This is a genomic window from Pseudomonas mucidolens, from assembly GCF_900106045.1.
GTDB classification, from domain to species: domain Bacteria; phylum Pseudomonadota; class Gammaproteobacteria; order Pseudomonadales; family Pseudomonadaceae; genus Aquipseudomonas; species Aquipseudomonas mucidolens.
The window spans coordinates 4,958,502-4,970,490 of record NZ_LT629802.1; the positions used below are offsets into that span (position 1 = coordinate 4,958,502).

Sequence of the window (11,989 nt, forward strand, 5' to 3'; positions counted from 1 at the left end):
TTCCACACACAGCTTATCCGATAGCGCAGCACAGGCAGAACACCGTTTCTCCCCCGTGTTGTCATTCTCTGTACAGTACGTAAATAAAGGCCTGGATGTACTTATCCACAGAAGATTGCCTGCCTAGCTTTTATAAGCTTTACAGAAAAGCTTTAAATAACTTCCTTCTTTATTTTTATATCTATGGCATCACACATGGAAGCCGAACCTTCCCGGACAGGCCCGAACGCTATAGAGATCTAATTGAAGGAAAAGCTGGTTGGAAATTGACCTAGAGGCTTGCTTTCTCTAGAATCGCCGGTCTCTTAAAACGGGGGCCATTCCGGCCCGTTGTGGACGAACCAGGTAACAACGCCATGAAACGTACTTTCCAACCCAGCACTATCAAACGCGCCCGTACCCACGGCTTCCGTGCCCGCATGGCCACCAAGAACGGTCGTGCCGTCCTGTCGCGTCGTCGCGCCAAAGGTCGTGCGCGTCTGGCAGTTTGATAATCCGGCACTGGTGGTGAGTCAGGACTTCAGTCGGGAAAAGCGTCTGCTAACTCCCCGGCATTTCAAGGCAGTCTTTGACTCCCCCACCGGCAAGGTTCCGGGGAAAAATCTCCTGCTCCTTGCGCGTAACAACGATCTTGATCACCCCCGTCTCGGGTTAGTGATCGGCAAAAAGAGCGTCAAGCTCTCCGTTGAGCGCAATCGCCTCAAGCGTCTGATGCGCGAATCGTTTCGCCTCCACCAGGACACTCTGGTTGGTTGGGATATTGTTATCGTCGCGCGCAAAGGCTTGGGGGACGTAGAAAACCCCGAATTGATTCAGCATTTCGGCAAGCTCTGGAAACGTTTGGCTCGTAACCACAAGCCAGCGCCAGCAGTCGGCCCCGAAACTGTAGGGGTAGACAGCACTGATGCGTAAACTGGCCCTCGTTCCGATCCAGTTTTACCGCTATGCCATTAGTCCGCTGATGGCCAGCCACTGTCGTTTCTACCCCAGCTGTTCCTGCTACGCGTATGAAGCCATAGAAAATCATGGCCTTCTGCGCGGTGGCTGGCTGACCTTTCGTCGTTTAGGTCGCTGTCATCCGTGGAATCCCGGTGGTTATGACCCGGTTCCGCCTATCCCTACCTCCCGTTCTTCTTCGATGGCCGAGTAATCATGGATATTAAACGCACGATCCTGATCGTCGCCCTGGCAATCGTGTCCTACGTTATGGTTCTTAAATGGAACCAGGACTATGGCCAGGCTGCCCTGCCGACTCAGAATGTTGCTACCAATCAGTCTGCCCCGGCTATTCCGGACGCACCGTTGGGTAACAATGCTTCCGCCAGTGCCGATGTACCCAGCGCGAATGCAGAGACCAGCCCCCCTCTAGAAAATCCGGTCATCACCAATAAGGACCTCATCCACGTTAAAACGGATGTGCTGGACCTGGCGATCGATCCACAGGGTGGCGATATCGCCCAACTGAAGTTGCCGCTGTATCCACGTCGCCAAGACCATCCAGATGTTCCGTTCCAACTGTTCGATAACGGTGGCGAACGTGTTTATCTGGCACAAAGTGGCCTGACTGGCACTGACGGTCCTGATGCGCGTGCTACCGGTCGTCCGGTTTATTCGACGGAACAGCGGACTTATCAACTGGCTGATGGCCAGAACCAGCTGAATGTCGACCTGAAATTCAGTCACGACGGCGTCAATTACATCAAGCGCTTCAGCTTTACCCGCGGCTTGTACGATCTGAAAGTCACTTATCTGATCGATAACCAAAGCGCCAAGCCGTGGACGGGCAACCTGTTCGCCCAGCTCAAGCGTGATGACAGCTCCGATCCGTCTTCCAGTACCGCCACTGGCACCGCGACCTACCTGGGTGCCGCCCTGTGGACAAGTGCCGAGCCGTACAAAAAAGTGTCGATGAAAGATATCGACAAGGAAACGTTGAAAGAGACCGTCCAAGGCGGTTGGGTTGCATGGCTGCAACACTATTTCGTGACGGCATGGATCCCGAACAAAAATGAATCCAACCTGGTTCAGACCCGCAAGGACAACCAGGGCAACTACATCATCGGTTTTACTGGCCCGGCATTGACCGTCGCGCCAGGTGCCAAGGCTGAAACCAGCGCTACGTTGTACGCCGGTCCTAAGAGCCAGGCAGTCCTGAAAGAGTTATCCCCAGGTCTGGAACTGACCGTGGATTACGGAATCCTGTGGTTCATTGCCCAGCCAATCTTCTGGCTGCTGCAACATATCCACAGCATCGTCGGTAACTGGGGCTGGTCGATCATCTTCCTGACCATGCTGATCAAGGGGATTTTCTTCCCGTTGTCGGCAGCCAGCTACAAATCGATGGCGCGTATGCGCGCAGTGGCGCCGAAACTCGCCGCATTGAAAGAGCAACATGGCGATGACCGGCAGAAAATGTCGCAAGCCATGATGGAGCTGTACAAGAAAGAGAAGATCAACCCGCTGGGTGGTTGCTTGCCGATTCTGGTACAGATGCCGGTATTCCTGTCGCTTTACTGGGTACTCCTGGAAAGCGTGGAAATGCGCCAGGCACCGTTCATGCTGTGGATAACCGACCTGTCGATCAAAGACCCGTTCTTTATCCTGCCGATCATCATGGGCGCTACCATGTTCATCCAGCAGCGCTTGAACCCGACGCCGCCGGATCCGATGCAGGCCAAGGTGATGAAAATGATGCCAATCATCTTCACCTTCTTCTTCCTGTGGTTCCCAGCGGGTCTGGTTCTGTACTGGGTAGTCAACAACGTGTTGTCGATCTCCCAACAGTGGTACATCACACGTAAAATCGAAGCGGCTGCGAAAAAAGCCGAGGCGTAATTTACTCTGTGGATAAAACCACTCAAGACGCCCCCTAGTGGGGCGTTTTGCTTTCCGTCACTTTTGTCCGGGTACCCGCCATGAGCGCTCCTCGTGAAACCATCGCCGCTGTCGCCACCGCTCAAGGTCGTGGTGGCGTCGGTATCGTTCGAATTTCCGGCCCACTCGCCCATGCGGCGGCCCGAGCCATCAGCGGCCGTGAGCTAAAGCCTCGGTACGCCCATTACGGCCCGTTTTTTGGGGATGAGCAGGAAGTCCTGGACGAAGGGATCGCTCTGTATTTTCCGGGGCCCAACTCCTTTACCGGAGAAGACGTGTTGGAGTTACAAGGCCATGGCGGGCCGATTGTCCTGGATATGTTGCTGCAACGTTGCCTGCAATTGGGTTGCCGTCTGGCTCGCCCGGGTGAATTCAGCGAGCGGGCATTTCTCAACGATAAACTTGACCTGGCCCAGGCCGAGGCTATCGCGGACCTCATCGAGGCCAGTTCTGCACAGGCTGCGCGCAATGCATTGCGCTCGTTGCAAGGTGCGTTCTCCCAGCGTGTGCATAACCTCACCGAGCAGCTCATCGGTTTGCGGATCTATGTCGAAGCGGCCATTGATTTTCCGGAAGAGGAAATCGACTTTCTTGCCGATGGTCACGTCCTTGCCATGCTCGATAAAGTTCGCGATGAGTTATCCACAGTTCTCAAGGAAGCGGGACAGGGCGCGTTGTTGCGCGACGGGATGACGGTGGTTATTGCCGGTCGGCCAAACGCCGGCAAGTCCAGCCTGCTCAACGCACTGGCTGGGCGTGAGGCGGCGATTGTCACCGAGATTGCCGGCACCACCCGGGATGTATTGCGCGAACATATCCACATCGATGGTATGCCGTTGCATGTGGTTGATACCGCAGGATTACGCGACACCGACGACCAGGTGGAAAAAATCGGCGTGGAGCGTGCGCTCAAAGCGATCGGCGAAGCCGACAGGGTCCTGCTGGTGGTGGACGCGACGGCGCCTGAAGCGGTGGATCCTTTCGCCCTGTGGCCGGAATTTCTCGAGCAACGACCAGATCCGGCAAAGGTTACGTTGATTCGCAACAAGGCTGATCTCACCGGTGAAGCCATTGCCCTGGAAGTCAGCGACGATGGCCATGTCACCATCAGCCTCAGCGCCAAGTCGGGTGGCGACGGTCTGGAGCTGCTGCGTGATCACCTCAAGGCCTGCATGGGCTATGAGCAGACGTCGGAGAGCAGTTTCAGTGCCCGCCGCAGGCATCTGGAAGCGCTGCGGCATGCCAGCGCCGCCCTGGAGCACGGTCGTGCGCAGCTGACCCTGGCGGGCGCGGGCGAGTTGCTGGCCGAAGATTTGCGTCAAGCCCAGCAACTGCTGGGAGAAATTACCGGCGCGTTCAGCTCCGACGATTTGTTGGGACGGATCTTTTCCAGCTTCTGCATCGGTAAATAACCCTGGTTGCTCCCAGACAGGCCATTCGTGCCTGTCTGTTTCGCCCGAATCCGGGCATCAATTCCTTCTGTTGAAAATAGCCCACGGCCATAAACGGCTTTTTGTGGGCGCGATTTGCCCTGACGAACGCTTTTCTGTGGATTAAGCCCTGTGAATAACCCGCCTTGTGCCCAGTTGATAACAGGGCTTGAAAACTGCGCATAATCCCCTCTGTGGATAACCACCTGTTTAATCCACAGGCTCAAGGCACTTATCCAAGGGCCTCATTGCCACCTGAACACAGACTTTTGAATCTCTGTACACAGCGTAAAATCTGGTGTGTAGAACCTTATCCACAGAAAACTGGCTCAGTATAAATAAACATAAAAACAAAGATTTAATAAATCTCTCTCTTTTAATTTCTATTATCCGTGATTCATCCACAGCTGGTTAAATTTTGTGCAAAGGGTTCTTTAGAAAGGCCTAAGTCCCTATACTTGCCGCCAAGGCTCCAAAACTCTTTCAACAATCAATTCCTGATTACCTACATAAGCAGGCACGAGGTGCGTGGTGGATTTCCCTTCCCGTTTTGAAGTGATCGTCATCGGCGGCGGTCATGCCGGTACCGAGGCAGCACTGGCGTCAGCGCGCATGGGCGTGAAAACCCTGCTGCTGACGCACAACGTGGAAACCCTCGGCGCCATGAGCTGCAATCCCGCCATCGGCGGAATTGGCAAAAGCCATCTGGTCAAGGAAATCGATGCCCTGGGCGGCGCGATGGCCATGGCCACCGATAAGGGTGGTATTCAGTTTCGCGTGTTGAACAGCCGTAAAGGCCCGGCTGTGCGAGCTACTCGTGCTCAGGCCGATCGGATCCTGTACAAGGCCGCCATCCGTGAAACTCTGGAAAATCAGCCGAACCTGTGGATATTTCAACAAGCGGCAGATGACCTGATTGTCGAGCAAGACCAGGTTCGTGGTGTTGTTACCCAGATGGGTCTGCGCTTTCTCGCAGAATCTGTGGTGTTGACCACGGGTACGTTCCTGGGCGGACTTATCCACATCGGCATGCAGAATTATTCAGGCGGTCGTGCCGGTGATCCGCCTTCGATCGCACTGGCTCAGCGCCTGCGTGAGTTGCCATTGCGCGTGGGTCGCCTGAAAACCGGCACGCCACCGCGCATCGACGCACGCTCCGTGGATTTTTCGATGATGACCGAGCAAGCCGGCGACACGCCGATCCCGGTCATGTCGTTCATGGGTTCCAAGGAACAACACCCGCGGCAGATCAGTTGCTGGATTACCCACACCAATGCCCGAACCCACGAAATCATTGCCGCGAACCTCGACCGTTCGCCCATGTACTCCGGGGTGATCGAAGGCATTGGTCCGCGTTATTGCCCCTCGATTGAAGACAAGATCCACCGTTTTGCCGACAAGGAAAGCCACCAGGTCTTCATCGAGCCGGAAGGTTTGACCACCAACGAGTTGTATCCGAACGGAATTTCCACTTCCTTGCCGTTCGACGTGCAGATCCAGATCGTGCAATCGATCCGTGGCATGGAAAACGCCCATATCGTGCGTCCCGGCTACGCCATCGAGTACGACTATTTCGATCCGCGCGACTTGAAATACAGTCTGGAAACCAAGGTAATCGGTGGTTTGTTCTTTGCGGGGCAAATCAATGGCACCACCGGTTACGAAGAAGCCGGCGCCCAGGGATTGCTGGCCGGAACCAACGCCGCACTGCGCGCACAGGGCAAGGACAGCTGGTGCCCGCGCCGCGATGAAGCCTACATCGGCGTGCTGGTTGATGACCTGATTACCCTCGGCACCCAGGAACCGTACCGGATGTTCACGTCGCGGGCCGAATATCGCCTGATCCTGCGTGAAGACAACGCCGATCTGCGCTTGACCGAAAAAGGTCGCGAGTTGGGGTTGGTCGATGACGTGCGCTGGGCGGCGTTCTGCAAAAAACGCGAAAGTATCGAGCTGGAAGAGCAGCGTTTGAAAAGTACCTGGGTTCGTCCGGGTACCGAGCAAGGCGATGCGATTGCCGAAAAATTCGGCACGCCGCTGACCCACGAATACAATTTGCTCAACCTGCTGTCCCGTCCGGAAATCGATTACGCAGGCCTGGTCGACGTGACTGGCGGCGGCGCCGAGGACCCACAGGTCGCCGAACAGGTTGAAATCAAGACCAAATATGCCGGATACATTGATCGCCAGCAGGACGAAATCGCCCGTCTGCGTGCCAGTGAAAACACTAAATTGCCTGTGGATATCGATTACACCGGCATTTCCGGCCTGTCCAAAGAGATTCAAGGCAAGCTGGGGACAACGCGTCCGGAAACACTCGGCCAGGCTTCGCGTATCCCGGGTGTCACCCCGGCAGCCATTTCGCTGTTGATGATTCATTTGAAAAAACGCGGCGCGGGCCGTCAGTTGGAGCAAAGCGCTTGAGTTCGTTGGTCACCTCGCAACATGCCGAAGAGTTATCCACAGGTGCTCGTCAGTTGGGGGTCAACCTGACCGAGACCCAGCACGAGTTGCTGCTGGGGTATCTGGCCCTGTTGATCAAATGGAACAAGGCGTACAACCTCACTGCCGTGCGCGATCCGGACGAGATGGTGTCTCGGCACCTGCTCGACAGTCTCAGCGTGATGCCGTTTATCGAAAACGGTCGCTGGCTGGATGTCGGCAGCGGTGGCGGCATGCCTGGCATTCCACTGGCGATCCTGTTTCCCGACTCGCAGGTGACCTGCCTGGACAGCAACGGCAAGAAAACCCGCTTCCTCACTCAGGTCAAACTCGAACTCAAACTGGATAACCTGCAAGTTATCCACAGCCGCGTCGAAGCCTATGTCCCTGAGCAGCCCTTCAACGGAATTGTTTCCCGGGCGTTCAGCAGCATGGAAAACTTCACGGGCTGGACTCGCCACCTCGGCGACCGCGATACGCGTTGGTTGGCAATGAAGGGCGTTCATCCAAGCGACGAGCTGTTAGCATTGCCGGCAGACTTCCACCTCGATAGCGAACACGCCTTGGCCGTACCCGGTTGCCAAGGCCAACGCCATCTGCTGATACTGCGCCGCACGGCATGATTGGGAACACAAGCAAGAATGGCTAAGGTATTCGCGATAGCGAACCAGAAAGGTGGTGTGGGTAAAACCACCACCTGCATCAACCTCGCAGCTTCCCTGGTCGCTACCAAGCGCCGGGTGCTGTTGATCGATCTCGATCCACAGGGCAACGCCACCATGGGCAGCGGTGTGGATAAACATGGCCTGGAAAACTCGGTCTACGACTTGCTGATTGGCGAGTGCGACCTAGCGCAGGCCATGCACTATTCCGAGCACGGCGGCTATCAACTGCTGCCGGCCAACCGCGACTTGACCGCGGCGGAAGTGGTGCTGCTGGAAATGCAGATGAAAGAAAGTCGTCTGCGCAGCGCTTTGGCACCGATCCGCGAGAATTACGATTACATCCTGATCGATTGCCCGCCGTCGCTGTCGATGTTGACGCTGAATGCCTTGGTGGCCGCCGATGGGGTGATTATCCCTATGCAATGCGAGTACTTTGCGCTCGAAGGCTTGAGCGACCTTGTGGATAACATCAAGCGCATCGCCGAGCTGCTCAACCCTAACCTGAAGGTCGAAGGTTTACTGCGGACCATGTATGACCCGCGTCTGAGCCTGATGAACGACGTTTCGGCGCAGCTCAAGGAACACTTTGGCGATCAGCTTTACGACACGGTGATTCCACGCAACATTCGCCTGGCCGAAGCACCAAGCTACGGCATGCCTGCGCTGGCGTACGATAAATCCTCGCGTGGCGCACTGGCCTACCTGGCCCTGGCGGGCGAGATGGTTCGTCGCCAACGCCGTCACTCACGCACCGCTGCTGTCCAGCCAACTTAAGGAACCCCCATGGCCGTCAAGAAACGAGGTCTCGGACGTGGATTGGACGCACTGCTGAGTGGTCCGACTGTCACGACCCTTGAAGAACAAGCGGTGCAGGTCGATGAGCGCGAGTTGCAACATGTGCCGCTGGACCTGATCCAGCGTGGCAAATACCAGCCGCGCCGCGACATGGATCCCCAGGCCCTGGAAGAATTGGCGAACTCGATCAAGAGCCAGGGCGTGATGCAGCCGATTGTGGTGCGCCCGATTGCCGGTGGACGCTTTGAGATCATAGCCGGCGAACGTCGCTGGCGTGCCAGCCAACAGGCCGGCAAGGAAAGCATCCCGGCGATGGTGCGTGATGTACCGGATGAAGCCGCTATCGCCATGGCGCTGATCGAGAACATTCAGCGCGAAGACCTCAATCCGATCGAGGAAGCTATCGCCCTGCAGCGCTTGCAGCAGGAATTCCAGCTGACCCAGCAACAGGTGGCCGATGCCGTGGGTAAATCCCGGGTGACGGTGTCCAACTTGCTGCGCCTGATTGCGCTTCCGGAAGTGATCAAGACCATGCTTTCCCATGGTGACCTTGAAATGGGGCACGCTCGGGCATTGCTGGGTTTGCCGGAAAATCAACAGGTTGAAGGGGCGCGACACGTTGTCGCACGAGGGCTCACCGTTCGTCAGACGGAAGCGCTGGTTCGCCAATGGCTCAACGGTAAACCGGCTGCTGTGGAAGCGACCAAAGTCGACCCGGATATCGCTCGTCTCGAACAGCGTCTGGCCGAGCGGCTGGGCTCTGCGGTGCAAATTCGCCACGGGAAGAAGGGCAAAGGACAACTGGTTATCGGATATAACTCTCTCGATGAGCTTCAGGGCGTCCTTGCCCACATCCGCTGAAACATTTGCTTATGTAGCGCGCAGTCGGAAATCACTACCCGGCAGTTGAATAGGGGCTAAACCGCCCCTATACTCTGCGCGCATTTTGTCGGCACAAATTATGCCAAGTTATTGATTTCCGGCAGCCGACCATTGAGGAGCAAAAGTGATGGAAACCCGCACGCCAAACACGTTGCCGTTCCATCGCCTGGCTGTTTTTCCGGTTTTAATGGCCCAATTTGTCATTTTGCTGATCGCCGCGTTGGCGCTCTGGTATTGGCATGGAGTCGTAGCCGGATATTCAGGTCTCTGTGGAGGCCTGATAGCCTTGCTGCCCAATATGTATTTTGCTCACAGGGCCTTTCGGTTTTCCGGCGCCCGAGCAGCCCAAGCCATCGTCCGGTCTTTTTATGCCGGTGAGGCGGGCAAACTGATTTTGACGGCAGTGCTTTTTGCATTGACCTTCGCAGGTGTGAAGCCATTGGCGCCGCTGGCTGTATTCGGCGTCTTCGTGTTGACCCAATTGGTCAGCTGGTTTTCACCCCTGTTGATGAAAACAAGACTTTCGAGACCTTAGGGCGTTTGAGGCAACCATGGCAGAGACAACCGCTTCGGGCTATATCCAGCACCACTTGCAGAACCTGACGTTCGGTCAGCATCCTACTGGCGGCTGGGGCTTTGCCCACACCGCTGCAGAAGCCAAGGAAATGGGCTTCTGGGCTTTCCACGTCGATACACTCGGCTGGTCGGTCGCACTGGGTCTGATCTTCATCCTGATTTTCCGCATGGCCGCCAAAAAGGCCACTTCCGGCCAGCCGGGTGCCTTGCAGAACTTCGTTGAAGTACTGGTCGAATTCGTCGATGGCAGCGTGAAAGACAGCTTCCATGGTCGCAGCGCGGTGATTGCACCGCTGGCACTGACCATCTTTGTCTGGGTGTTCCTGATGAACGCCATCGACCTGATTCCGGTGGACTGGATTCCAGTTGCGGCAATGTGGATCAGCGGCGACCCGCACCTCCCGTTCCGCGCCGTATCGACCACTGACCCGAACGCTACCCTGGGCATGGCCCTGTCGGTATTCGTACTGATCATTTTCTACAGCATCAAGGTCAAGGGCATCGGTGGCTTCATTGGCGAACTGACCCTGCACCCGTTCGGCAGCAAGAACATTTTCGTTCAAGCGCTGCTGATCCCGGTGAACTTCCTGCTGGAATTCGTGACCCTGATCGCCAAGCCGATTTCCCTGGCTCTGCGACTGTTCGGCAACATGTATGCCGGCGAACTGGTGTTCATTCTGATTGCTGTGATGTTCGGCAGCGGTCTGCTCTGGCTTAGCGGCCTGGGCATTGTTCTGCAGTGGGCGTGGGCTGTGTTCCACATCCTGATCATCACCCTGCAGGCCTTTATCTTCATGATGCTCACCATCGTCTACCTGTCGATGGCGCACGAAGAGAACCATTAAGACCAGTCTCGACTAGTCTGATGTCCTTCCCGGTGAAACGGGAAGGTGGCCTGAAAGGGCTATGAAACGATTTGTTTTACCGCTTTAAAATCTAAAAAACCTAAACCATACGACGTAAAAGTCGGGAGGAAAGATGGAAACTGTAGTTGGTCTAACCGCTATCGCTGTTGCACTGTTGATCGGCCTGGGCGCCCTGGGTACTGCCATTGGTTTCGGCCTGCTGGGCGGCAAGTTCCTGGAAGGCGCAGCGCGTCAGCCAGAAATGGTTCCAATGCTGCAAGTTAAAATGTTCATCGTTGCCGGCCTGCTCGACGCCGTGACCATGATCGGCGTTGGTATCGCTCTGTTCTTCACCTTCGCGAACCCCTTCGTTGGTCAACTCGCCGGTTAATCACTCGTTTTTTCGAGTGATTGGTGTGTTGTGCAACGAACGAGCGAGGTATTGGCGTGAACATTAATGCAACCATTATTGGTCAGTCCTTAGCGTTCTTGATTTTTGTAGTTTTTTGCATGAAGTTCGTATGGCCTCCGGTCATCGCGGCTTTGCACGAACGTCAGAAGAAGATCGCGGATGGACTGGACGCTGCCGCCCGAGCAGCTCGCGACCTGGAGTTGGCCCAAGACAAAGCGGGTCAGCAACTGCGCGAAGCGAAAGCTCAGGCAGCTGAAATCATTGAGCAAGCCAAGAAACGCGGTAACCAGATCGTTGAAGAGGCTGTTGAAAAAGCCCGTATCGACGCTGACCGTGTGAAGGTTCAGGCTCAGGCCGAGATCGAGCAGGAATTGAACAGTGTCAAAGATGCGCTGCGTGCCCAACTGGGTGCTCTGGCCGTCGGCGGTGCTGAGAAGATCCTGGGTGCCACAATCGATCAAAACGCGCACGCGGAGCTGGTTAACAAACTGGCTGCTGAAATTTAAGCGAGGGCGATCATGGCAGAATTGACCACGTTGGCCCGACCTTACGCTAAGGCAGCCTTCGAGCACGCCCAGGCCCACCAGCAGCTGGCCTCTTGGTCAGCCATGCTCGGCCTGGCTGCAGCAGTGTCGCAAGACGACACCATGCAGCGCGTGCTCAAGGCCCCGCGACTGACGAGCGCAGACAAGGCCGCCACGTTTATTGACGTGTGCGGCGACAAGTTTGATGTAAAAGTGCAGAACTTCATTCACGTCGTTGCCGAAAACGACCGTCTCCCGCTTCTGCCGGAGATTGCCGCTCTGTTCGACCTGTACAAGGCCGAGCAAGAGAAATCGGTAGACGTTGAAGTCACCAGTGCTTTTGCATTGAACCAAGAACAGCAAGACAAACTCGCCAAGGTTCTCAGTGCACGACTCAATCGGGAAGTGCGCCTGCAAGCTACGGAAGACAAGTCCCTCATTGGGGGCATTGTCATTCGCGCCGGCGACCTGGTTATCGATGGCTCGGTTCGCGGCAAACTCGCGAGCCTTGCCGAAGCATTGAAATCTTGAGTTTGAAGGGGCA

The 11,989-nt window shown here is 56.0% G+C and carries 14 protein-coding genes; all 14 read left to right on the top strand.

Translation table 11 applies throughout. The annotated features are described in order from the left end of the window. Positions 1-356 precede the first annotated feature (356 nt). The 14 genes from rpmH (at position 357) to BLU75_RS22810 (ending at position 11,976) form a co-directional block, all read left to right on the top strand. Complete coding sequence (gene rpmH / locus BLU75_RS22740) at positions 357-491, top strand: 50S ribosomal protein L34 (RefSeq protein WP_003213577.1); 135 nt, start codon at positions 357-359, stop codon at positions 489-491. Between the two features lie 13 nt (positions 492-504). After that, positions 505-912, top strand: a complete 408-nt coding sequence (gene rnpA / locus BLU75_RS22745) for a ribonuclease P protein component (RefSeq protein ID WP_373863642.1) — start codon at positions 505-507, stop codon at positions 910-912. Further along, positions 905-1,150, top strand: coding sequence for a membrane protein insertion efficiency factor YidD (gene yidD, locus BLU75_RS22750; protein ID WP_010465488.1), 246 nt, complete (start codon positions 905-907; stop codon positions 1,148-1,150). The genes rnpA and yidD overlap by 8 nt, the downstream gene beginning before the upstream one ends. Positions 1,151-1,152: 2 nt before the next feature. After that, the gene (gene yidC, locus BLU75_RS22755; protein WP_084378373.1) at positions 1,153-2,835 is read left to right on the top strand and encodes a membrane protein insertase YidC; all 1,683 of its coding nucleotides are present in this window, start codon (positions 1,153-1,155) and stop codon (positions 2,833-2,835) included. Between the two features lie 80 nt (positions 2,836-2,915). Further along, a complete protein-coding gene (mnmE, locus tag BLU75_RS22760; RefSeq protein WP_084378372.1) occupies positions 2,916-4,286 on the top strand; it encodes a tRNA uridine-5-carboxymethylaminomethyl(34) synthesis GTPase MnmE in 1,371 nt (456 codons plus the stop codon). 549 nt (positions 4,287-4,835) lie between these two features. Continuing rightward, complete coding sequence (gene mnmG / locus BLU75_RS22770; protein WP_084378480.1) at positions 4,836-6,728, top strand: tRNA uridine-5-carboxymethylaminomethyl(34) synthesis enzyme MnmG; 1,893 nt, start codon at positions 4,836-4,838, stop codon at positions 6,726-6,728. Then, positions 6,725-7,369: a 16S rRNA (guanine(527)-N(7))-methyltransferase RsmG gene (rsmG, locus tag BLU75_RS22775; protein ID WP_084378371.1), complete on the top strand. Its 645-nt coding sequence runs from the start codon at positions 6,725-6,727 to the stop codon at positions 7,367-7,369. The genes mnmG and rsmG overlap by 4 nt, the downstream gene beginning before the upstream one ends. An 18-nt stretch (positions 7,370-7,387) precedes the next feature. Then, on the top strand, positions 7,388-8,185 hold the full coding sequence (locus BLU75_RS22780) for a ParA family protein (protein WP_084378370.1): 798 nt from the start codon (positions 7,388-7,390) through the stop codon (positions 8,183-8,185). A gap of 9 nt (positions 8,186-8,194) precedes the next feature. After that, positions 8,195-9,067, top strand: coding sequence for a ParB/RepB/Spo0J family partition protein (locus BLU75_RS22785; protein ID WP_084378369.1), 873 nt, complete (start codon positions 8,195-8,197; stop codon positions 9,065-9,067). Between the two features lie 148 nt (positions 9,068-9,215). Then, positions 9,216-9,623, top strand: coding sequence for a F0F1 ATP synthase subunit I (locus tag BLU75_RS22790; RefSeq protein ID WP_084378368.1), 408 nt, complete (start codon positions 9,216-9,218; stop codon positions 9,621-9,623). A gap of 16 nt (positions 9,624-9,639) precedes the next feature. Further along, on the top strand, positions 9,640-10,509 hold the full coding sequence (gene atpB, locus BLU75_RS22795; protein ID WP_084378367.1) for a F0F1 ATP synthase subunit A: 870 nt from the start codon (positions 9,640-9,642) through the stop codon (positions 10,507-10,509). Positions 10,510-10,642: 133 nt separating this feature from the next. Next, positions 10,643-10,900: a F0F1 ATP synthase subunit C gene (atpE, locus tag BLU75_RS22800; protein WP_002555987.1), complete on the top strand. Its 258-nt coding sequence runs from the start codon at positions 10,643-10,645 to the stop codon at positions 10,898-10,900. A 56-nt stretch (positions 10,901-10,956) separates the two neighbouring features. After that, a complete protein-coding gene (locus BLU75_RS22805) occupies positions 10,957-11,427 on the top strand; it encodes a F0F1 ATP synthase subunit B (RefSeq protein WP_017736230.1) in 471 nt (156 codons plus the stop codon). Between the two features lie 12 nt (positions 11,428-11,439). Next, positions 11,440-11,976: a F0F1 ATP synthase subunit delta gene (locus tag BLU75_RS22810; protein WP_084378366.1), complete on the top strand. Its 537-nt coding sequence runs from the start codon at positions 11,440-11,442 to the stop codon at positions 11,974-11,976. Positions 11,977-11,989: the final 13 nt, after the last annotated feature.